The sequence below is a fragment of the Aeromonas popoffii genome (genome assembly GCF_037818705.1).
GTDB lineage: Bacteria > Pseudomonadota > Gammaproteobacteria > Enterobacterales > Aeromonadaceae > Aeromonas > Aeromonas popoffii.
Genome location: NZ_CP149129.1, coordinates 867,132 through 888,418 on the forward strand (window position 1 = coordinate 867,132; position 21,287 = coordinate 888,418).

General features: G+C 58.5%; 22 protein-coding genes and 1 pseudogene. 14 read left to right on the top strand and 9 right to left on the bottom strand.

The window, feature by feature from the left end; translation table 11 throughout:
* Nucleotides 1-39 precede the first annotated feature (39 nt).
* Both WJM78_RS04200 and WJM78_RS04205 read right to left on the bottom strand, forming a co-directional pair.
* Entirely contained in the window at nt 40-615 is a 576-nt protein-coding gene (locus WJM78_RS04200; protein WP_339013920.1) for a DJ-1 family glyoxalase III, read from the bottom strand.
* Nucleotides 616-650: 35 nt separating this feature from the next.
* Nucleotides 651-1,583: a 2-dehydropantoate 2-reductase gene (locus tag WJM78_RS04205; protein WP_339013921.1), complete on the bottom strand. Its 933-nt coding sequence runs from the start codon at nt 1,581-1,583 to the stop codon at nt 651-653.
* Between the two features lie 200 nt (nt 1,584-1,783).
* Between WJM78_RS04205 and WJM78_RS04210 the strand changes: the two genes are divergently transcribed.
* Entirely contained in the window at nt 1,784-2,266 is a 483-nt protein-coding gene (locus tag WJM78_RS04210) for a YajQ family cyclic di-GMP-binding protein (RefSeq protein WP_005311958.1), read from the top strand.
* 132 nt (nt 2,267-2,398) lie between these two features.
* Here the strand turns inward: WJM78_RS04210 and WJM78_RS04215 are convergent, their stop codons facing one another.
* The 6 genes from WJM78_RS04215 to WJM78_RS04240 form a co-directional block, all read right to left on the bottom strand.
* Nucleotides 2,399-3,241, bottom strand: coding sequence for an outer membrane protein OmpK (locus tag WJM78_RS04215; RefSeq protein ID WP_339013926.1), 843 nt, complete (start codon nt 3,239-3,241; stop codon nt 2,399-2,401).
* A gap of 156 nt (nt 3,242-3,397) precedes the next feature.
* Complete coding sequence (locus WJM78_RS04220) at nt 3,398-4,777, bottom strand: AmpG family muropeptide MFS transporter (protein ID WP_339013928.1); 1,380 nt, start codon at nt 4,775-4,777, stop codon at nt 3,398-3,400.
* 85 nt (nt 4,778-4,862) lie between these two features.
* A complete protein-coding gene (locus WJM78_RS04225; protein ID WP_212512816.1) occupies nt 4,863-5,192 on the bottom strand; it encodes a hypothetical protein in 330 nt (109 codons plus the stop codon).
* A 116-nt stretch (nt 5,193-5,308) separates the two neighbouring features.
* A complete protein-coding gene (locus WJM78_RS04230; protein WP_339013932.1) occupies nt 5,309-5,860 on the bottom strand; it encodes a peptidylprolyl isomerase in 552 nt (183 codons plus the stop codon).
* Nucleotides 5,861-5,874: 14 nt separating this feature from the next.
* Complete coding sequence (locus WJM78_RS04235; protein ID WP_339015745.1) at nt 5,875-6,447, bottom strand: YajG family lipoprotein; 573 nt, start codon at nt 6,445-6,447, stop codon at nt 5,875-5,877.
* Between the two features lie 30 nt (nt 6,448-6,477).
* Entirely contained in the window at nt 6,478-7,614 is a 1,137-nt protein-coding gene (locus tag WJM78_RS04240; protein ID WP_339013934.1) for a methyltransferase, read from the bottom strand.
* A 206-nt stretch (nt 7,615-7,820) separates the two neighbouring features.
* Between WJM78_RS04240 and WJM78_RS04245 the strand changes: the two genes are divergently transcribed.
* From WJM78_RS04245 to nqrM, 9 genes are all read left to right on the top strand, one after another.
* Nucleotides 7,821-8,129 carry a BolA family protein gene (locus WJM78_RS04245; RefSeq protein WP_339015747.1) on the top strand — a complete coding sequence of 103 codons (309 nt, stop codon included), beginning with the start codon at nt 7,821-7,823 and terminating at the stop codon, nt 8,127-8,129.
* Between the two features lie 439 nt (nt 8,130-8,568).
* Nucleotides 8,569-9,912, top strand: coding sequence for a Na(+)-translocating NADH-quinone reductase subunit A (locus tag WJM78_RS04250; protein WP_042038078.1), 1,344 nt, complete (start codon nt 8,569-8,571; stop codon nt 9,910-9,912).
* A 3-nt stretch (nt 9,913-9,915) separates the two neighbouring features.
* Nucleotides 9,916-11,145 carry an NADH:ubiquinone reductase (Na(+)-transporting) subunit B gene (locus WJM78_RS04255; RefSeq protein WP_339013940.1) on the top strand — a complete coding sequence of 410 codons (1,230 nt, stop codon included), beginning with the start codon at nt 9,916-9,918 and terminating at the stop codon, nt 11,143-11,145.
* Nucleotides 11,135-11,923 carry a Na(+)-translocating NADH-quinone reductase subunit C gene (locus WJM78_RS04260; RefSeq protein WP_042038081.1) on the top strand — a complete coding sequence of 263 codons (789 nt, stop codon included), beginning with the start codon at nt 11,135-11,137 and terminating at the stop codon, nt 11,921-11,923. The genes WJM78_RS04255 and WJM78_RS04260 overlap by 11 nt, the downstream gene beginning before the upstream one ends.
* A complete protein-coding gene (locus WJM78_RS04265) occupies nt 11,916-12,548 on the top strand; it encodes an NADH:ubiquinone reductase (Na(+)-transporting) subunit D (protein WP_042038082.1) in 633 nt (210 codons plus the stop codon). Before WJM78_RS04260 ends, WJM78_RS04265 begins: the two co-directional genes overlap by 8 nt.
* A 3-nt stretch (nt 12,549-12,551) precedes the next feature.
* The gene (nqrE, locus tag WJM78_RS04270; protein WP_042038084.1) at nt 12,552-13,148 is read left to right on the top strand and encodes an NADH:ubiquinone reductase (Na(+)-transporting) subunit E; all 597 of its coding nucleotides are present in this window, start codon (nt 12,552-12,554) and stop codon (nt 13,146-13,148) included.
* Nucleotides 13,149-13,180: 32 nt separating this feature from the next.
* Complete coding sequence (gene nqrF / locus WJM78_RS04275) at nt 13,181-14,404, top strand: NADH:ubiquinone reductase (Na(+)-transporting) subunit F (protein WP_042038085.1); 1,224 nt, start codon at nt 13,181-13,183, stop codon at nt 14,402-14,404.
* 3 nt (nt 14,405-14,407) lie between these two features.
* On the top strand, nt 14,408-15,445 hold the full coding sequence (locus tag WJM78_RS04280; protein ID WP_339013948.1) for an FAD:protein FMN transferase: 1,038 nt from the start codon (nt 14,408-14,410) through the stop codon (nt 15,443-15,445).
* Nucleotides 15,446-15,456: 11 nt separating this feature from the next.
* Nucleotides 15,457-15,681, top strand: a complete 225-nt coding sequence (gene nqrM, locus WJM78_RS04285; protein ID WP_042038090.1) for a (Na+)-NQR maturation NqrM — start codon at nt 15,457-15,459, stop codon at nt 15,679-15,681.
* A 90-nt stretch (nt 15,682-15,771) separates the two neighbouring features.
* Here the strand turns inward: nqrM and WJM78_RS04290 are convergent, their stop codons facing one another.
* Nucleotides 15,772-15,990 (bottom strand): hypothetical protein, encoded by a 219-nt coding sequence (locus tag WJM78_RS04290; RefSeq protein WP_287146871.1) that lies wholly within the window; start codon nt 15,988-15,990, stop codon nt 15,772-15,774.
* Nucleotides 15,991-16,122: 132 nt separating this feature from the next.
* On the opposite strand from WJM78_RS04290, the gene dinB reads away from it, so the two are divergent.
* The 4 genes and pseudogenes from dinB to WJM78_RS04310 all read left to right on the top strand — a co-directional run bounded on the left by dinB (nt 16,123) and on the right by WJM78_RS04310 (nt 21,274).
* Nucleotides 16,123-17,175 (top strand): DNA polymerase IV, encoded by a 1,053-nt coding sequence (dinB, locus tag WJM78_RS04295; protein ID WP_339013953.1) that lies wholly within the window; start codon nt 16,123-16,125, stop codon nt 17,173-17,175.
* Nucleotides 17,176-17,241: 66 nt separating this feature from the next.
* Nucleotides 17,242-19,383, top strand: a complete 2,142-nt coding sequence (locus tag WJM78_RS04300; RefSeq protein WP_339013956.1) for a methyl-accepting chemotaxis protein — start codon at nt 17,242-17,244, stop codon at nt 19,381-19,383.
* Nucleotides 19,384-19,666: 283 nt separating this feature from the next.
* The gene (locus tag WJM78_RS04305; RefSeq protein ID WP_042038096.1) at nt 19,667-20,596 is read left to right on the top strand and encodes a transcriptional regulator GcvA; all 930 of its coding nucleotides are present in this window, start codon (nt 19,667-19,669) and stop codon (nt 20,594-20,596) included.
* A gap of 50 nt (nt 20,597-20,646) precedes the next feature.
* Nucleotides 20,647-21,274, top strand: a pseudogene (locus WJM78_RS04310) (alpha/beta family hydrolase).
* The last annotated feature ends 13 nt before the right edge of the window (nt 21,275-21,287 follow it).

A 21,287-nucleotide genomic window follows, 5' to 3' on the forward strand; every position in this document is an offset into this window, starting at 1 on the left:
TCTGTCATGACAAAAAGGTATCCGCGATGGCGGCAGGGGTCATGGCGTGACTGCAGGGGGCATCACCATGGGGCCGGCCACCGCGAGGGCGGCTTCGTCCCCGCGCAGCACCCGCACCAGCGCGAGGGCAAATTCGATGGCGGTGCCTGGCCCCTGGCTGGTAACCAGGCGATGTGTCTCATCCGTCACGACCCGTGCCGTGCTGAGCTGGCGAGTGGGCAGCTGGGCCTGAAAGCCCGGGTGGCAGGTCACGTTGGCATCTCCCAGCAAATCATGATGTTGCAATACCACCACGGGGGCGGCACAAATGGCCGCCCGCCAGCGGCCGAGCGTCGCCTGCTCCCTGAGCAGGTCGATGGCGAGCGGCGTATCACGGATTGCTTCGCTGCCGGGTAAACCGCCCGGCACGACGATGGCCTCGAAGTCACGGCTGGTCAGCTCGTCGATATGATAGTCAGCGACCAGCTGCACCCCGCGGGAGGCGCGGATCTGGCGCAGACCCGCTGGACAACAGGAGGCGAGCAGCACCTCGATGCGGGCGCGCACCAGGGTGTCGACGATGGCGACCGTCTCTATCTCTTCCGAGCCCGGGGCTACCAATACCAATACGGTCATACTGCACTCCTTGATTGCCCGCGCTCTTGCCGGGCTCAGCGCTTCTCTTTGATGGCCTGATAGAGGCCCTGATTGACCGGCACCGCTATGCCGTGTTTGGCGGCGCAGGCCAGCAGGAAGCCGGTGATGGCCTCGATCTCGGTCTCCCTGCCCTGCTCCATGTCCTGGTACATGGAAGAGTAATTGTCGGCGGTGAGCTCCACCACCGTCATGGCGCGGCGCAACAGCTCATCGCTGCTGGTGGGCTGGCCTTCGGCCTGCATCACGTCGGCCACTTCCACGCAGATCTGTTGCAGGACATCGGCGAAGCGGGGGCCGGCCAGTTCACCATTTTTGAGTCTATAGAGCGCGGTCAGCGGATTGATGGCGCAGTTGATGGCGAGTTTTTGCCACTGGCGAGCCAGGATCTGCTCATCCCAACCGGCCTGACCGAGAGCGGCACCGAGATCGTCCGCCAGGGCGGCATAGGCTTTGGCCGCCTCATTGACCGGGCCGAGCCAGGTTTCACCCTTGCCGGTATGGCGGAACACAAAGTGGCCGCCCTGCATGGCGCCGTGGCTGGTGACACCTGCAATGACAGGGTTATGGGGGAACAGCTGGACCACCTGCTCGGCTATGCCCATGCCATTGTGCAGCAGCACTATGGGTACTCCCGCAGCCAGCTTGCCCACCAGCGGCGTCAGGGCAGACACCACCTGACCGGCCTTGGTCACCACCAGCAGACGCGTGATCTGGCCTGGCTGGCTGATGAAACCGCGCTCGATGGCAATCAGCTGGGTATGGCCCTCCAGCGAGGTGAAGTCGATCCTGGGATGCAGGGTCGAACGGTGACGATCGCGCAGCAAGACGCGGGTAGGTTGACCGCTTTGAGTCAGCAGGGAGGCGAAGACGCCACCCAGGGCGCCGCAGCCCAGCAGTGACCATTGGGGGGAGGAGGGCAGTCGGGAACTGTGTAATCCGCTTGGCATGGAGAGACTCAATCAAGGTAGGGGTTGTATTCCGGTCAACCCCCGCCGGGGATAAGTGAAGATGTCGCGTGGCGGACACTAACAGGTCTCGCCATTCCTGCGCGCAGGGGATTCTAGCAGAGCAACCCCATCGAAATCAGCAAATTTGCCGGTTTTCTGGTAGATTTGCCCCCTTATAGCGCAACATGAGGAGCCCTGACATGCCGTCATTCGATATTGTCTCTGAAGTCAAAATGAACGAGGTGTTGAACGCCGTCGATAACGCCAATCGTGAACTGGCGACCCGTTTCGATTTTCGTGGTGTTGAAGCCAGCTTCGAGCTGAACAAAGAAGAAGTGAAGCTGGAGGCCGATGCCGATTTCCAGCTCAAGCAGATGGTCGAGATCCTGCGCGCAGCCCTGCTCAAGCGCAACATCGAGAACAGCTCAATGGACGTGGGTGATAGCGTTCACTCTGGCAAGCGTTTCCACCTGAACGTCAAGTTCAAGCAGGGGATCGAGAAAGAGATCGCCAAGAAACTGGTGAAGCTGATCAAGGATTCCAAGATCAAGGTGCAGGTCGCCATTCAGGGTGATGAAGTGCGGGTCACCGGCAAGAAGCGTGACGATCTGCAGGAAGCCATGGCGCTGGTACGTGGTGCCGAGCTGGGTCAACCGATGCAGTTTCAGAATTTCCGCGATTGATAATGGGCGGGAGGGGTCGGCCCTCCCCCTTGCGCGCTCGCCACGCAGTACGGCCGTCAAAGGTTCGATGGCAGAGCCATAAAAAAACCGGAGCAGCTGCTCCGGTTTTTTGTATCTGCATTACCCGTTTGATTAGAACTTGTAGGTAACGGAGAAGTAGTGGCTGAAGCCGGAGCTCTTCCAGGGGGTACCGTCAAACGCGGCAGAGCCGTCTTTGTTGCCGTAGGCATCCATGAAGTACTTCAGGCCATAACCCACTGCGTAGCGATCAGAGTGCCAGTAGATACCGTGGAAGGTCGCCAGGTTGTCGCTGGTACGGTCGGCACGGCTGTGGGTATCCAGATCGAAGGCATAATCCAGGTAACCTTGATAGGAGACGAAGCTGCCGTTGGTGAAGGTATAGAAAGGCTTGAACCAGTTCATGGCGAACCAGTAACCGTTCCAGTCACCTTCTTCTTCGGTGAAGAACTGGTTTTCAGTGGCGTGACGGGCATACAGGTTCATGCCAACTTTGCCAAACCAAGGCACCATGACATCGGCACCCAGACCGATCATGTTCTCCATCTGGTTGTCACCGATGTTGTTCAGGGAGGCGATGTACACCTCTTGCACCGGGCCGAAGGAGAGATCTTTGCCAGTCAGCGCATCCAGAGACAGACGCGGTGCAAACTTCATGAAGAGGTTCTGACCATCGTGCTTGTCGCTGTGACGGGAGTTGAAGACGTCGAATACGTCGACGTAACCGTACAGATCAAACAGACCTGAACGACCACCGAATTCCATTTCGAAATAGGTGTCGTTGTAGCCATCCTGACCGGCGGTGAAGGGACGCTGGTCGATGGTGTGCATGAGGTTGAACTGCATCCACTTGTAATCATTCTTGTGGATGTCACCACTGTAGTCAGCAGCAAAGGCCGGGGTGGCGGCAGCAGCCAGCAGACCGGCAGCGATAAGAGTCTTGGTAAATTTGGCCATTTTATTGGTCTCTTGTACGTTAGTTGAGGTTTTCCGTAGCCTACCCATAAGGAGCGGGGGGCATTCTAGCCAAATAAATTCATCGGAGAAACAAGAGCCGGGGAACTTTATTTGGAAGTGTGAATCTAATCACCCCCAAATTTACGCAAACGCTTGCTATTTATCCGATTCCGGTGGCAACGGCTTTCCTCGTTTGGCAACCATGATGATCAAGACCAACACAGGGATGCCAAGCAGGCTGGTACCGATGAAGAAGGTACTGTAGCCAAACTGTTCGACGAAATGTCCAGAAAACCCGGCCAGCAGTTTGGGCATCAGCAGCATGACTGAGCTGAACAGGGCGTACTGGGTGGCGGAAAACGCCACGTTGGTCAGGCTCGACAGATAGGTCACGAAGGCGGCTGTTGCTATGCCGGCGCTCAGGTTGTCGACTGAAATGATCAGGGTCAGCAGCTCGAGGTTGTGGCCCACTTCGTTGAGCAGGGCGAACAGCAGGTTGGTGCTGGCGGTGAGCAGGGCGCCGAGAAACAGGATTCGCAGGGTGCCAAAGCGCATCACCAGCACACCCCCCAGGGCGGCCCCCACCAACGTCATGATGACGCCATACACCTTGGTGATGGTGGCCACTTCCGTCTTGCTGAACTGCATGTCCACGTAAAAGCTGTTGGACATCACCCCCATTACCACATCCGAGATGCGATAACAGGCGATGAGCCCCAGGATCAGCATGGCCGAGCCGCCGTAACGGCGGAAAAAATCGGCAAACGGACACCAGATGGCCTCGTAGATCCAGGCGCCGGCGCCGGCCAGCGAGGTGGGCCAACCACGGGAGAGCAGCAGCGCCTTACGCGCCGCTTGCTGCTCGTTCTGACCGGCGAGATCGATATCCGGTTCGTGGCAGATCAAGGTGGTGATGACGCCGAGTGACATAAGAGCCGCCATCAGCAAATAGGTGAGTCGCCAGCCGTTGTAGTCATAGCCGCTGTTGCTGCCGAACCAGGCGGCCAGCGCCAGCGCCCCTGCGCCGGCCATGATCATTGCCAGCCGGTAACCCGTCATGTAGGAGGCCGCCATGGCTGCCTGCAACCGCTCCGGTGCAGACTCGATGCGATAGGCATCGATGACGATATCCTGCGTCGCGGAGGAAAACGCCACCAGCAGGGCAAACAGGGCGAGTTGGGCGAGCTGGGTCTTGGGATCGCAATAGGCCATGCCTACCAGAGAGAGGGCAATAACTACCTGGGAGAGCAGCATCCAGCTGCGGCGCCGTCCCAGCCAGCGGGCGAGCAGTGGCAGCTGCAGCCGGTCAACCAGCGGCGACCACAGCCACTTGAGGCCATAGGCCAGCGCCACCCAGCTCATGTAGCCGATGTCGGTCAGGCTGACATCGGCCTCGCGCAACCAGAACGAGAGGGTGCCAAAGACCAGCAGCAGAGGCAGGCCGGACGAGAAGCCCATGGCAAACAGTATGAGGACCCGAGTCTCGAGGTAGACGGCGAGCGAATCTCGCCAGCTCGGTGTACGGACAGTGTTCAAATACCTGACTCCTCTGGGAAAATTGCGCCATTTTGTCAGGTTCGGGGGGGATAGCCAAGGCAAGCCGAGCGTGGTGGGTCTCGATTCAGGGGCGTGAACCCATGCAGTGGTGCGGGCAGGGGCCCTCGGAGGTCAGATAGTTGGCACACGCCATCAGCTGCAGGCGCAGCCAGACGTCGGTGATGATCTGCTGCTCATCCCACTGATGCAGGCTGTGCAGCAGGTACCAGAACACCCCTTCCTGGTCGGTGGCCGGTTGTTTGTCTGCCGGGATATGGGGCAAGTCTTGCCAGTGAGAGAGGAGCTGCCAGCTCAGATCTTCCAACTGCTGATAGGGGATTTCTCGTGCCAGAAAATGACGAACTGCCTGGGCCAGCGAGACTGTGTGTTGGGCTAGGTAGTCATTGCAGGTCACCGGAACCTCCTTCTCCTCATGTGGGCCACACCCCGGGGAAATGGGGTAAGGTCAGAGTATAGAAAGGGACGCCGGTGACCCGGGCAAAGACGCGGCGGAATGTGATCCGGCCCGCGTTATTTCTCCGCCAGCAACACCACCTTCTTCAGGATAATGGGGCTGGTGGGCACGTCGTTGGCGCGCAGAATGGAGCTGTAACCCGTCTGCACCTGGGCCAGTTTGTCCAGCACCTCCATGCCCTGCACCACTTGGCCGAATACGGTATAACCGGCGCCAGCATTGGCGTTGAGGTTGTTGTTGTCGGTCAGGTTGAAGTAGAACTGGCGGGTGGCGCTGTCCACGGCCTGGGTACGGGCCATGGCGATGCTACCACGCTTGTTGGGCAGGCCGCCCTTGGACTCGTTGACCACGGGGTCAAAGGTCGGCAGTTGCTGGAACTGCTGGTTATAGCCGCCCCCTTGCACCACGAAGTCCTGGATCACCCGGTGGAACAGGCTGCCGTCATAGCTGCCGTCCGCCACGTAGCGCAGGAAGTTTTTCACCGTCTGCGGTGCCTGCTTGGAGGCCAGCTCCACCACTATGTTGCCGTGATTGGTCTCCATCCTGACCTTGGGGCCAGCGAAGGCCAGTGGGGTGATCAGCATGACCAGTAACCAGAGTTTTTTCATTTAACTATCCTCGCTCAGTTCGGTTGACCCTTGAGATAACCACGCAGGGCATTGTCCGCCATGATCTGTTGCAGCAAGCTGCCCAGCTGCTGGTTCAGGATGGATTCCAGCTCGGCCATGGTCGGTTCACCCGGACCTTCCTTGCTGGAGGACATGTTGAACTGCTTGGTCAGCTTGCTGCCCTGGAAGTCCGCAATCACCTGCAGGCTGACGCGGGACTTGGTGACATAAGTGAAGGTCTTCTCTTCCACCGTGACAACGGCGCTGGAGATGGCCAGGGTCAGATTGGTGGTACCGCTATTGCCAACGATCAGTCCCTGGCTGCGCAGACCTTCCGCCAGTTTCTCGGCCAGCAGGTTGTTGAGCGGCTGTTCGCTGTTGACCAGCACGACGGCCTTATCTTTCTTCTTGATGGAGAAGACGTAGGCAGCTTCACGCTTGTCGACTCCTTCCAGGGTGATGCGGTTGCCTGAGTAGTACTGCTGACTGGAAGGGACCACCTGCGGGTTGAGCAGCGCGGTTTCCGGCCAGTGAGTCGCGCAACCACCCAGCATCAGGGCGGCCAGCAGCAAGAGTGACTTTTTCATCATGGTTTCCTTTAAAGCGTTTGATGGCAGTTAACGTTTGATGGCTTTCAAAATAACGAATTTGCTGTTCGACGCAACGACCTGTGCGTTGGCAAACAGGCGCTTGAGTTTGTTGTGATAATCCAGATGACGGTTGCCTACTATCCAGAGTTCCCCCCCCTGGGGCAATACCCGGTGGGCATCGCTGAACATCTGCCAGGCGATATGATCGGTGATCGCCTGCAACTGATGGAAGGGCGGGTTGCAGAGGATCCGATCCGCCGAGCCCACCTCCACACCATCGAGACAGTTATTGACCATGAAGCGGGCGCGGGGCAGGGCATCCGGCAGATTGTGTTCGACGTTGAGCCGCGCCGAAGCGACCGCCATATGGGATTCGTCGATAAAGGTCACCTCCACTTCGGCATCCCGCGCCAGCAGCGCCAGCCCCAGCACGCCGTTGCCGCAACCCAGGTCGATCACCTTGCGTGCACTGTGCACAGGCAAATTGTCCAGCATGAAACGGGCACCAATATCCAGGCTGGTACGCGAAAACACATTGGCATGGTTGTGGATGAGCATGTCGGTGCCCTCCAGTGGCCAGACGGTCGGGAAGGGATTGTTCAGGGGGGTGGCCGATGTGCCATCGACGGTGCAATGAATGAGGCGTGCCTTCTTCCAGGCCAGCGAAGTGCGGGTCTGTCCCAGGTATTTTTCAAACAGCGCCAGGGTCGAACTGTGAATGTCCTTGGCCTTGCCGGCGGCGAGGATGCGGGTGGCCGGGGTTGCCACCTGACGCAGGGCCAACAGTTGCTGCTCCAGCAGCGCCTGATATTTGGAGACCTTGATCACCACCAGTGCCGGGGCTGGCGGCAGAGGGGCCAGCGTATCCTGTAGCGTGATGGCATTGGGATCCAGCTGGTTTTCCGCGAGGTTGGCCAGGGTGGCCCGCTCGCTGATATGGGAGTCGCTCACCCAGACAGGAGTATGGTCGTGCAGGTAGGCTGCCAGGGCACCGAAGCCGTCATTCATAATGATGACGGGGCCCGCTTGCGCGAGCGGTGCTTCTGCCAGGGTATTGATCAGATACTCGTCTGCCGCATCCCAGGCCTGCAACGGATCCTGGCTCTGGCGTGGATAGCGATACAGGGTCAGACGACAATGAGCCGTTTCGAGAAGGGTTTGCATAAGCGGAGCGTCCAGATGATTCATAAAACAGGCGCCAGCGGGGCGCAAAGTGGCGCTATTCTAGCGGGGGCGGAGAATTTCACCAGTCCGGCGGCACAGGGCGAGAGGCAAAACCGGGCCCATTTTCCCGTGGCGGACGATTTCGTCATACCACCAACCCTGGCTACAATGGCCGGACATCCATTTTGGGAGTTTTGCTCGTGACCATGCAACAACAGATCGAGGCCAAGTTGGCCGCTGCTTTGTCCCCCAGCCACCTGCAGGTGATCAACGAAAGCTACATGCACAGGGTCGCGCCGGGATCAGAGAGCCATTTCAAGGTAGTGGTGGTGAGCCAGGCTTTTGAGGGTCAACGATTGTTGGCACGCCATCGCCAGGTCAATGGCGTGCTGGCCGACGAGCTGGCGGGTGCCATTCATGCACTGGCGTTGCATACCTATACGGAGCAGGAGTGGCGGCAACGGGAACAGGCACCGACGACCCCGAATTGCGTCAGCAAGAATGGTCTGGCCTAAGGCTATTGACGAATTGATTACCCAATCCTCGATTAATTAACAATTGCTAAACGTTTTTTGCGGCGTCGCTAGCCCCTGCTTGTGACGTCGCTCTCCTGCCCAGACATTCAAATTTCTAGTCGATTTTTGAACATAAACGCCATTACCTACTTTGGGGTAATAATGGCCAGTGCGAGGCAAACCCTGAGGTTTAGTGAATAAATCGGCATGATTAAATTTCGATGATTTTGTGATAGAGCGGGGATTTTCCCCATTTTGCATGGCAGTAAACTGGCCATAAGTGCTAAACTCAACTGCTTTTGAATGACCCTGTATGTTGCTGATTTGTTTGTTTCTTCGACATTATTTTGCAACATAAACGGGCTCATTCAACAACTCGTCGTGATGTATTTCTCGGCGCTAATCAACCTGTCTTCCCTTAACGGTAGTGCAAGTGAGTATGATTACAATTAAAAGAGGACTGGACATCCCCGTGCTGGGTGCTCCGGAGCAAGTAATCTACGATGGCCCGGCCATCACCCGTGTTGCTACACTCGGCGAAGAGTTCGTGGGGATGCGACCTACTATGTTCATCAAAGTAGGTGATCGCGTCATTAAAGGTCAGGAGCTCTTCGAAGATAAGAAGAATCCCGGCGTTAAATTCACGGCCCCTGCCACCGGTGTGGTTTCAGAGATCAACCGGGGTGCCAAGCGCATTCTGCAATCCGTTGTCATCGAACTCGATGGGTCCGACGAGCAGGTGACCTTTGAGCATTTTGCGTCCGCCGAGCTGGCACAGCTCGCGCGCAGCAAGGTGCAAGAGATCCTGGTCGCATCAGGCCAATGGACTGCGTTGCGTACCCGCCCGTTCAGCAAGGTGCCGGCCGTGGAGTCTTCTCCCCGCGCCATCTTCGTCACCGCGATGGACACCAACCCGCTGGCCGCCAGTAGCGACCTCATCATCAAGGAACAGTCTCAGGCTTTCCTCGATGGTTTGGCGGTATTGACTCGCCTGACTGATGGCGCTGTCTACGTCTGCAAGGGCGAGGCCAGTCTGCCGCACGCTTCCCTGGCGCAAGTCAAAGAGGAAGTGTTCGTCGGCCCACACCCTGCCGGTTTGCCTGGTACCCATATCCACTTCCTGGATCCGGTCAGCGCCAAGAAGGTGCAGTGGTACATCAACTATCAGGATGTCATCGCTTACGGCAAGCTGTTCACCACAGGCCAGATCTTTACCGACAAGGTGATCTCTTTGGCCGGTCCGAACGTGGTCAAGCCACGCCTGCTACGCACTCGCATGGGCGCCTGCATCAGCCAGCTGACCAACAACGAGCTGCGTGCGGATGAAAACCGCGTCATCTCCGGTTCCCTGCTCAGTGGTGCCAAGGCCGAAGGTGTGCATGACTACCTGGGTCGCTACCACAACCAGGTGAGCGTGCTGGGCGAAGGGCGTGAGAAAGAGTTCCTGGGTTGGGTCAATCCCAGCGCCAGCAAGTTCTCCATCACCCGCACCACCCTCTCTCATCTGATGAAGGGCAAACTCATCAACTTCACTACCACCACTAACGGTAGTGATCGCTCCATGGTGCCTATCGGCAACTATGAGCGTGTGATGCCGCTCGACATCCTGCCGACCCTGCTGCTGCGGGATCTGATCTCCGGTGACATCGATGGCGCCCAAGCGCTCGGTTGTCTGGAGCTGGATGAGGAAGATTTGGCGCTCTGTACCTTTGTCTGCCCCGGCAAGACAGAGTACGGCCCAGTCTTGCGTGAGTGCCTGACCAAGATAGAACTGGAAGGTTAAGCGATGAGTTTCAAGCAACTTCTTGAAAATATGGAACATCACTTCGAGCCGGGTGGAAAGTACGCCAAGTACTACGCCCTGTTCGAGGCGGCGTACACCCTGTTTTATACCCCCGGGTCCGTGACCCGCAATGCTGCCCACGTTCGTGATGCGATCGATCTGAAACGCATGATGATCATGGTGTGGCTGGCCGTGTTCCCGGCCATGTTCTGGGGCATGTTCAACGTCGGCAATCAGGCGATTGCTGCCATTGCCCATATGGGTACGGCAGCCGGTGCCGACACCTGGCAATATACACTGGCACAACTGCTGGGAGCCTCGCTGGATCCTGCGGTCGCCGGTATCGGCAGCAAGATGCTGATCGGCGCCACTCACTTCCTGCCCATCTACCTGACCGTGTTCCTGGTTGGCGGTTTCTGGGAAGTGCTGTTCGCCATGGTGCGCAAGCACGAGATCAACGAAGGCTTCTTCGTGACCTCGATCCTGTTTGCTCTGATAGTGCCTCCCCAGCTGCCCCTGTGGCAAGCCGCGCTGGGCATCACCTTCGGTGTGGTGCTGGCCAAGGAAGTGTTCGGTGGTACCGGCAAAAACTTCCTGAACCCGGCCCTGGCAGGTCGTGCGTTCCTGTTCTTCGCCTACCCGGGCCAGATCTCCGGTGATGCTGTCTGGGTTGCCGTTGATGGCTACTCGGGCGCAACCGCGCTGAGCCAGTGGGCCCAGGGCGGCCAGATGGCGCTGATCAACGGTGCCACCGGTCAGGCCATCAGCTGGATGGATGCCTTCCTCGGTAATATGCCTGGTTCCATAGGTGAAGTCTCCACCCTGATGATCCTCATCGGTGCCGCCATGATCGTCTACATGCGGATCGCCTCCTGGCGCATCATCGCAGGTGTGATGATCGGCATGGTCGCTACTTCCCTGCTGTTCAACGTCATTGATTCCGATACCAACCCCATGTTCAACATGCCCTGGCATTGGCATCTGGTGCTGGGTGGCTTCGCTTTTGGTATGGCCTTCATGGCGACCGATCCGGTTTCCGCCGCCTTTACCAACAAGGGCAAGTGGTGGTACGGCGCGTTGATTGGCGTCATGGTTGTGCTGATCCGTGTCGTGAACCCTGCGTTCCCGGAAGGCATGATGTTGGCCATTCTGTTTGCCAACCTGTTTGCCCCCCTGTTTGACCATTTCGTGGCTCAGGCGAACATCAAGCGGAGGATCGCTCGTGGCGTTTAAGAAAGACTCTACTGTCGGCACCCTGACGGTTGTAACTGGTCTGTGTCTGGTCTGTTCCATCGTGGTCTCTGTGGCTGCTGTGGGTCTGCGTCCAGCTCAGCAGGTAAACAGGGCGTTGGACAGACAAAGCAACATCTTGTCCGTTGCCGGCATCGATATCAGCAATGTAGCCAGGCGTGACCTGGCCCAATTGTACGGTGAGAAGATTGAAGCGCGTCTGGTTGACCTGACCACGGGTGAATTTGTTGACGGCGATGCCGACAACTTCGACATCAGGCGGGCAGCGAAAGACCCGGCTACGAGTATTCGTCTGGCGCCAGCCGACGACAGGGCTGGCTTGCGTCAGATCTCCAGAGTGATGCCGGTGTTCTTTGCCAAGGATGCAGAAGGCCAAGTCGACAGCATCATACTGCCCATCTCCGGCCAGGGTCTGTGGTCTACCATGCATGCTTTCGTCGCCGTGGCTGCTGATGGCGAGACCATCCAAGGCATCACCTACTATGACCACGGGGAAACCCCGGGGTTGGGTGGCGAGATTGGAAATCCGGTCTGGCAAGCGCTGTTCAAGGGCAAGAGGTTGTTCGATCAGGATGGCATGCCAGCCTTGCGAATCATCAAGGGCCAAGCCCCTGCAGGTTCAATGCATGAGATCGATGGTCTGTCAGGCGCGACTCTGACCGGCAACGGTGTACAGAACACGTTCGACTTCTGGATGGGACCCAAGGGCTTTGGTCCTTTCCTGGCCAAGGTTCGTGCAGGAGAAATCAACAATGGCTGACAAGAGCGAAATGAAGAAGTTGCTGTTGACGCCTGTGCTCGGCAACAACCCCATTGCACTGCAGGTGCTGGGTGTCTGTTCCGCGCTGGCCGTTACCAGCCAGATGCAGACTGCGTTTGTGATGACGCTGGCGGTGACCGCGGTAACCGCCTTCTCCAACCTGTTCATCTCCCTGATCCGCAACCAGATCCCGAACAGCGTGCGGATCATCGCCCAGATGGCGGTGATTGCCTCACTGGTTATCGTGGTTGACCAGGTGCTCAAGGCGTATGCCTACGACATCTCCAAGCAACTGTCGGTATTCGTGGGTCTCATCATCACCAACTGTATCGTCATGGGCCGCGCTGAAGCGTACGCCATGAAGAGTGCCCCGCTGCCCTCCTTCCTGGATGGTATCGGCAACGGTATGGGCTATGGCGCCATTCTGTTGAGCGTCGCTACCGTGCGTGAACTGCTGGGCTCCGGCACCTGGTTCGGCATCGAGCTGCTGCCGCTGGTGAACAACGGTGGCTGGTACGTGCCCAACGGCCTGCTGCTGCTGCCGCCGAGTGCATTTTTCATCATCGGTCTGATCATCTGGGGCGTACGCACCAAGGATCCCAAGCAGGTGGAGGCGAAGGATTAAGGTATGGAACATTATCTGAGTCTGTTGATTCGTTCGATTTTCATCGAAAACCTGGCCCTCTCTTTCTTCCTGGGGATGTGTACCTTCCTGGCCGTCTCCAAGAAGGTCAAGACATCTATGGGTCTTGGTGTTGCTGTCATCGTGGTGCAAACCATCGCGGTGCCGGTCAACAACCTGATCTATAACTACGTCCTGAAGCCGGGGGCTATCTCCCCCGAGCTGGATCTGAGCTTCCTGAGCTTTATCACCTTTATCGGTGTTATTGCGGCACTGGTGCAGATCCTGGAGATGGTGCTGGACAAGTACTTCCCGGCCCTCTACAACGCGCTTGGCATCTTTTTGCCGCTCATCACTGTGAACTGTGCCATCTTCGGTGGCGTCTCTTTCATGGTGCAGCGTGACTACAACTTCATCGAGTCTGTGGTCTACGGTGTGGGTTCAGGGGCAGGCTGGATGCTGGCGATCGTTGCGCTGGCAGGTATCCGCGAGAAGATGAAGTACTCCGATGTTCCACACGGCCTGCGTGGTCTGGGCATTACCTTCATCACCACAGGCCTGATGGCGCTGGGCTTCATGTCCTTCTCTGGTATCTCCCTGTAATCGGCTTTCCTGCAATCAGAAAGGAACGATAGATGGAAATTATTTTGGGTGTGGTCATGTTTACCGTGATCCTGCTGGCACTGGTGGCAGTCATTCTGTTCGCCAAGTCCAAGCTGGTGACTGCGGGCGACGTGACAATCAGCATCAACGGTGATCCGACCAAAGCCGTGGTTGGCCCTGCTGGCGGCAAACTGTTGGGTGCACTCTCCGGTAGTGGTATTTTTGTCTCCTCTGCCTGTGGTGGCGGTGGCTCTTGCGGTCAGTGCAAGGTACGGGTGAAATCCGGTGGCGGCGACATTCTGCCGACCGAGCTGGATCACATCAGCAAGGGTGAAGCCCGTCATGGGGAGCGTCTGGCCTGTCAGGTCACTGTGCGTTCCGACATGGATATCGAGCTGCCGGAAGAGATCTTCGGGGTGAAGAAGTGGGACTGTACCGTTATCTCCAACGATAACAAGGCCACCTTCATCAAGGAGCTCAAGCTGCAGATCCCCGATGGCGAGAGCGTCCCGTTCCGCGCCGGTGGTTATATCCAGATCGAAGCCCCGGCTCACCACGTGCAGTACAAGCACTTCGATATTCCCGAGGAGTATCGTGGCGACTGGGATCGCTTCAAGATCTTCGAACTGGAGTCCAAGGTCGATGAGCCAATCATCCGTGCCTACTCCATGGCCAACTATCCGGAAGAGTTCGGCATCATCATGCTGAACGTGCGGATCGCGACCCCGCCCCCGAGCAACTGGACTGCCCCTCCGGGACAGATGTCTTCCTACATCTTCAACCTGAAGGCTGGCGACAAGGTGACCATCTCCGGTCCGTTCGGTGAGTTCTTCGCCAAGGACAGCGACGCCGAAATGGTGTTCATCGGTGGTGGTGCAGGTATGGCGCCGATGCGTTCCCATATCTTCGACCAGCTGCGTCGTCTGAAGTCCAAGCGCAAGATGAGCTTCTGGTACGGTGCCCGTTCCAAGCGCGAGATGTTCTATGTCGAAGATTTCGACATGCTGGCGGCCGAGAATGACAACTTCCAGTGGAACGTTGCCCTGTCTGATCCGCAGCCGGAAGACAACTGGGATGGCTACACAGGCTTCATCCACAACGTCTTGTTTGAGAATTACCTCAAGAATCACGAGGCGCCGGAAGATTGTGAGTTCTACATGTGTGGACCTCCGGTAATGAACGCTGCCGTCATCAACATGCTGAAAAACCTTGGCGTTGAAGACGAGAACATCCTGCTGGATGACTTTGGTGGTTAATCAATGCACAGTGTTGTAAAGACCTGGCTAGCCTTCGGGCTAGCCTTTTTCTTGACTGGGTGTGGTCAGGAAACGGTCCAATCCAAGCCGGAGATCCATATTACCGGCAGCACCATGGGGACCTACTACTCCATCAAGGTGGCGGACAACGTCATCAGTGAGCCGGCCAAGTTCCAGGCCGAGGTCGATCTCCTGCTGGAGCGGGTCAACGACCAGATGTCGACCTATCGTCCCGATTCCGAGTTGTCACGTTTCAACCAGCACAGGAGCTCGACCCCTGTAGTGGTCTCTCGCGACACCGCACGGGTGGTGACGGAAGCCATTCACCTTGGTCGTGAGAGCCGTGGGGCGTTGGACGTTACCGTCGGTCCCCTGGTCAATCTGTGGGGTTTCGGGCCAGATGCCCGTCCGACCAAGATCCCGTCCGAGGAGCTGCTTACCCAGACCCGCCAGAAGACCGGTCTGGGCAATTTGCATGTGATCACCTCCGTCGATGCTGATACCCTGCGAAAGGATATTCCGGATCTCTACGTGGATCTCTCCGCCATTGCCAAGGGCTTTGGCGTGGACAAGGTGGCCGAGTACCTCGAGTCCATGGGGTCTCGCAACTATCTGGTGGAGATTGGTGGTGAACTGCGTATCAATGGCGTCAACGGCAAGGGTCACCCCTGGCGCGTGGCCATCGAGAAGCCGACTGCCAATGCCAGCTCCGTGCAGGAAGTGATAGTGGCCGGTGACAACGGGATTGCCACCTCGGGTGAATACCGCAACTATTACGAGATGGACGGTCAGCGCTTCTCCCACACCATAGATCCCATGACGGGCAAGCCCATCCAGCATCGCATGGTGTCGGTGACAGTGGTCCACCCCTCCTGCATGACGGCAGACGGGTTGGCGACTGTGTTCATGGTGCTCGGGCCCGAGAAGAGCCTGGCCTATGCCAAGGAGCGCGGGCTGGCTATCTTCGTGATCACCAAGACGGCCGATGGCTTTGAAGAGGCTTATTCAGATGCCTTCAAACAGTATCTGGTTAGAAAGTAAGAGGCGGTAGCATGCAGATTTTCTTGATCACCTTCGGGGTGTTTCTGGCGGTAGTGGTGGCCATGGCCATAGGTTACATCTTCCAGAAGAAGACCATCTCAGGTTCCTGCGGTGGGCTGGGCACGGTCGGCATCGAAAAAGAGTGCGATTGTCCGGAGCCCTGTGAGAGCCGCAAGAAGAAGATGGCCAAGGAAGAGGCCCGTCGCAAGATGCTGACCGATAACCGGATCATCTGAGCGAGTCTGGGGCTGGAGTCGCACTCGACCCCATGCTGGATAGCAGGCGGGCTGACCATCAGGTCAGCCCGCTTTTTTGTAGAGGTGTGCTCAGTAGTCGTATTGATGACAGGCTTTCTTCTTGAACTCGGCCTTCCAGCGCGCCAGCTCTTCCCGTGTGCCCAGCTCGTCTCCCTCCTTGATGGCCTGCTCCAGTGTCGCTATGCGGTCATATAGCCAGCTGCATTCGGCAGTCGGGTTATCCTTGCTGCTGCCTGGTTGCGGCAGCAGGCAGAACCCCAGCGCTAATCCCAGCCAGAGTGCTTTCATCTCGTCCTCCTTGACCCATGGGGTGGTGAATGGTGCCTTAAGAGTCTATGCCTGTTCGTCGTTTCATGCCGATGGCAGAAACGGCAGCGCTGGGTTAGCATAGGCAGGTTACCTGTTTATTCGTACAGTGGTATGCGCAAAATCATTCACATCGACATGGACTGCTTCTACGCGGCGGTAGAGATGCGGGACAACCCGGCCCTGCGCGAGGTGCCGCTGGCCATCGGCGGCTCGGCCGACAGGCGCGGCGTCATCTCGACCTGCAATTATGTGGCGCGTCGTTTCGGGGTGCGCTCCGCCATGCCGAGCGGCTTGGCCAAAAAGCTCTGCCCGCCGTTGGTGCTCATTCCTGGCCGGATGGCGGTCTACAAAGAGACCTCCCGCCAGCTGCGTACCATCTTCCTGCGCTATACCGAACTGGTGGAGCCACTTTCCCTCGACGAAGCCTATCTCGACGTCACCGACAGCCCCTGTTGTGGCGGCAGCGCCACCCTGATGGCGGCCGAGATCCGCGCCGCCATTGCGCGCGAGCTGGGGTTGACCGCCTCGGCCGGGGTTGCGCCAAACAAGTTTCTGGCCAAGCTGGCTTCGGAGCAACGCAAGCCAGACGGCCTGTTCGTGATAACGCCGAATGAGGTGGATGAGTTCGTGCGCCAGCTGCCTTTGGCCAAGTTGCCGGGGATTGGGCACAAGACGGCCGATCGGCTGGAGTCACAGGGGCTTTACTCCTGTGAGGATGCACGAGTGCTCAGCAGCGAGGAGCTGATTGCCCGATTTGGCAAGTTGGGAGAGATGCTGACGGGGCGGATCTGGGGCCATGACGATCAGCCTGTGCAGGCCCAGCGAGTGCGCAAGACCATAGGTGTGGAGACTACCTTGGCTAGCGACGTGCTGGATGAGGCCGCCTGCTGGCAAGTGCTGAGCCGGCTCATTCCCGAGCTGGAGCAGCGTTTTTCGGTCGGCTATGCGCAGGCGCAGCTGATGGGGCAAGGGATCAAGCTCAAGTTTGCCGATTTTCAGCAGACCACTGTCTATCGCCGTGGCGGCTATCAGCCCGAGCTGTTTCACGACCTGCTCCATGAGGGGCTGCTGCGGGCACAGGGCAAGCCGATCCGGTTGCTCGGCCTGGTGGTCGGTTTGCCCCGTGACGGAGAAGTTAACCAGCTCAGCCTGGATTTTGCCTGATAAGGTTAAGTTTTTGTTTCTAAACCCGATAAACTGATCACATCTGTATGAGCTAGGAATGGTTGCATGAGTTCTCTTTCTGTTCAGGGGCGCATTACTCTGATCGCCGGTTGTTGTTTGTTGGCCAGTACCGGTGCACTGGTCGCCTCTTCTCTTTATAGTGCCGCCCGGATGCAGGATAAGGTACTGGCCTCCACCACGGAGGAGGCGCAGCGTTCGGCCGAAAACTGGATGAAGGCAATGGGATCCGAGCAGGCGGCCAAGGTCACCAGTTATCTGGATGAGGCCTATTTCCGCACCACCTTGTTGGCGCAGGGGGTCCTGTTCCAGCGCAAGAATGCGGCTGATAATTTCGGCTCATCCGAGACGCTGCGTGGCGCCGTCAATCAGCAACTGCACGATGCGGCGGCCTCCTCGGACAATCTGCTCGGTGTCTATGCGGTGTTCGAGCCGGATCAGCTCGACGGGGAGGACAGCAACTACCATGGCTCCAGTGCGCTCGGTGCCAACGACAAGGGGCGTTTCTCCACCTATTGGGCCCGGGTCGACGGCAAGATAGAAGCTGAGGTGCAAAACGAATCCGTGCTGGCGGACGAGAGCCCGACGGCGGCTGGCGGCGTGGAGAACGAATGGTATCGCTGCAGCATCCGCAGCAAGGCGCTCTGTCTGCTCGAACCTTATCTTGACGATGTGGGGTCGCAGAGGGTGCTGATGACCTCGGTGACAGTTCCCCTGCTGGAGCAGGAGACTCTGCTTGGCATGGTCGGGGTCGATATCTCACTGGCCACCTTGCAAAACCTGGTCAAGGAGATGGGTCAGGTGCTCTACGACGGTCAGGGCAAGGTGCTGCTGGTCAGTCACGAAGGGCGCGCCGCTGGGGTGGATGGCTTCGACGTGGCCCTGGGCAGCCCGCTTGGCCAGCAATATCAGGTGCTGGCCGGCGATCTGACTGGCTGGCTCGGCCAGGGGCAGACCATGACCCGCTGGAGCCCGGACGGTGCTTTGCTGCAAACCTTCGTACCGGTCAGGATGCGCGGCACCGCGCAGACATGGGGCATCTATATCGAGTTGCCCCGTAGTGTGGTGCTGGCCTCGGCCCGTCAGCTGCAAGAGGATCTCTCCAGTCAGGCCCATCGCAGCGTGGTCACCCAGCTGGTGATAGGCGGTGTGATCTCGGCGATCGGGCTGCTCTGTATCTGGCTGATGGCCCATCAGATAGTAGCGCCCATCCGCGCCGTGGTGGCCCGCCTCAAGGACATAGCCACCGGGGAGGGGGACTTGACCCAGCGCATCGACTTGCATCGCGATGACGAGATAGGTGAGCTGGCCAAATGGTTCAACAGCTTCCTCAACAAGTTGCAATCCACCATCAGCCAGGTGATAGACACGGTCGCGGGTACCCGTGCCAGCGCGGAGCAGGCGGCCCTGGTTGCCGAGCGCACCAGTGCCGGCATGCAGGCCCAGTATCAGGAGGTGGATCTGGTGGCGACTGCCTTCGAGGAGCTCAGCGCTACCGCACTGCAGGTGGCAGGCAACGCCAACTCGGCGGTGGCGGCAGCCAATCAGGCCGATACCTCGGCGCAGGAGGGCAAGTACGTGGTGGCTGATACCCAGGAGGCGATGCGCAAGCTGATGGCGGTGATCAGCGACGCCAAGCCGGTGGTGGAGCGGCTCTCCGCCAACAGCGAGAACATCAACGACATTCTGGTGGTGATCCAGGGCATCGCCGAGCAGACCAACCTGCTGGCGCTGAACGCGGCCATCGAGGCGGCGCGGGCCGGTGAACAGGGCCGTGGCTTCGCCGTGGTGGCCGACGAGGTACGCAATCTGGCGGGGCGTACCCAGAACGCCATCGTCGAGATCCAGACCCTCATAGGGCAGCTTCAGTCCGGTACCCAAGCCGTGGTCAAGGCGATCATGACGGGCCACAGCCAGGCGGATGTGACGCTGACAAAGGTGGATCTGTCGGTCAGCGTGCTGGAGAAGATCATCCATACGGTAGCGACCATACATCAGATGAACGAGCAGATTGCCCGGGCGGCGCAGGAGCAGAGCGGAGTGGCGGACGAGATCAATCGCAACGTCAGCAACATTCGCGATGTGGGCCACACCATACGGGCCGAGGCGGCGACCTCCGCCGAAAACGGGCGCGAATTGTCGGCGCTGGCGGACAAGCAGCAACAGCTGGTGGGGCAGTTCAAGGTATAGGGATAATAAAAAAGGCGCCATCCAACCGGAGGCGCCAAACACATTCAGATGACAGACTGGGTTAAATCGGTCCGATTTAAGCCCCTCTTCCCGCAGAGGAAGAAACACAACACCACAATCGCAAACCACTGACTCACAAAAATCACATGTAAACCAACATGGAAGAGAAAAAGTGAGCCATATGACAACGAATTGCGAAGCGAATTATGTTTATTCACTGGTCGGCCCGCAACCGACAAATTATAATGCCGCCCATTAGAAAAACTCATCATCGGCTGGTCTCATGTCTCGTCGTTTACCCCCGCTCAATGCACTGAAAGCATTCGAAGCTGCGGCTCGTCACTTAAGCTTCACCCGGGCTGCGGAAGAACTGTTCGTGACCCAGGCTGCTATCAGTCACCAGATCAAGGCGCTGGAGGAGTATCTCGGCATCAAGCTGTTTCGTCGCAAGAACCGCTCCCTGCTGCTGACCGAGGAGGGGCAGGGCTACTTCCTCGACATCAAGGACATCTTCACCTCCATCTCGGAGGCGACCGACAAGCTACTGGCCCGCAGTGCCAAGGGGGCGCTCACCGTCAGCTTGCAGCCGAGTTTTGCCATCCAGTGGCTGGTGCCCAGGCTGGTGAAGTTCAGCGAACGCCATCCGGACATAGACGTGCGGATCAAGGCGGTGGATATGGACGAGGGGTCGCTGACCGACGATGTGGACGTGGCTATCTACTACGGCCGTGGCAACTGGCCAGGGCTGAGATCCGACAAGCTGCACACCGAATACCTGATCCCCGTCTGTTCGCCGCTGCTGCTGACCGGCCCCAAACCGCTGCGCACCCCGGATGATCTGACCCGTCATACCCTGCTGCACGATACCTCTCGCCGTGACTGGAAGGCCTGGTTTCGCCAGCTCGACATAGATGCCCCCAATGTCAATCAGGGGCCCATCTTCAGCCACTCGACCATGGTGATCCAGGCGGCGATCCACGGTCAGGGTGTGGCGCTTGGCCACAGCGTGCTGGCCCAGCCAGAGATCGAAGCGGGCCGACTCATCTGCCCGTTCGAGCAGGTGCTGGTGAGCAAGAACGCCTTCTACCTGGTGTGCCAGGAGCAGCAGTCCGATCAGGGCAAGATAGTGGCCTTTCGCGACTGGATGCTGGAGTTGGTGGAGCAGGAGGAGGCCCGTCGCCGGGCACGGCTTGCCGATGCAGCCGATGCCTAGGTCACCACAGACGGGTGCATGTTGTCGAGCGAGACCTGCCAGGTGGCGTGATGAGTGACGTGATGAGGGAGGGGGCAAGTGATGCCCCCGTTCGTATTTTACTGGCCCATGGTGCCGGTGCCGGCATGGAACACGCTTTTCTTTCCGAGTTGTCACGCCTGTTGGCGGGGCCTGATATCGAGGTGGTGCGTTTCAACTTCCCCTACATGACCAAGCGGGCCCTGGATGGCAAGCGCAGGCCGCCGGACAGGCAGCCGGTGTTGCTTGACCATGGCGCGGCAATTCGCCCATCCCCGGCTGTTTCTGGCGGGCAAGTCCATGGGGGGACGCATGGCGGCAGAGCTGTATCGCGAAGGAGGGGGCGAGATGAATGCTGCAGGATTGCTCATTCTCGGGTATCCTTTCCACCCCCCGGCCAAGCCCGACAGTTGGCGGGGCGAGGTGCTCAAGCAAATCAAGACGTCGACCCTGCTGTTGCAAGGGGAGCGCGATACCTTCGGCACGCGCGCCGAACTGGCAGATTTTCCTTTCTCACCCCACGTATCGGTCCACTGGCTGACCGATGGTGACCATGGCTTCAAACCGCGAAAAGCCAGTGGTGTGAGCGAGCAGGAAAACCTGCAACAGGCGGCCGATCGGATAAAGGGCTTTATCGCCGCCACCCGGGTTGAGGCCTGACGGTGGTGAACGA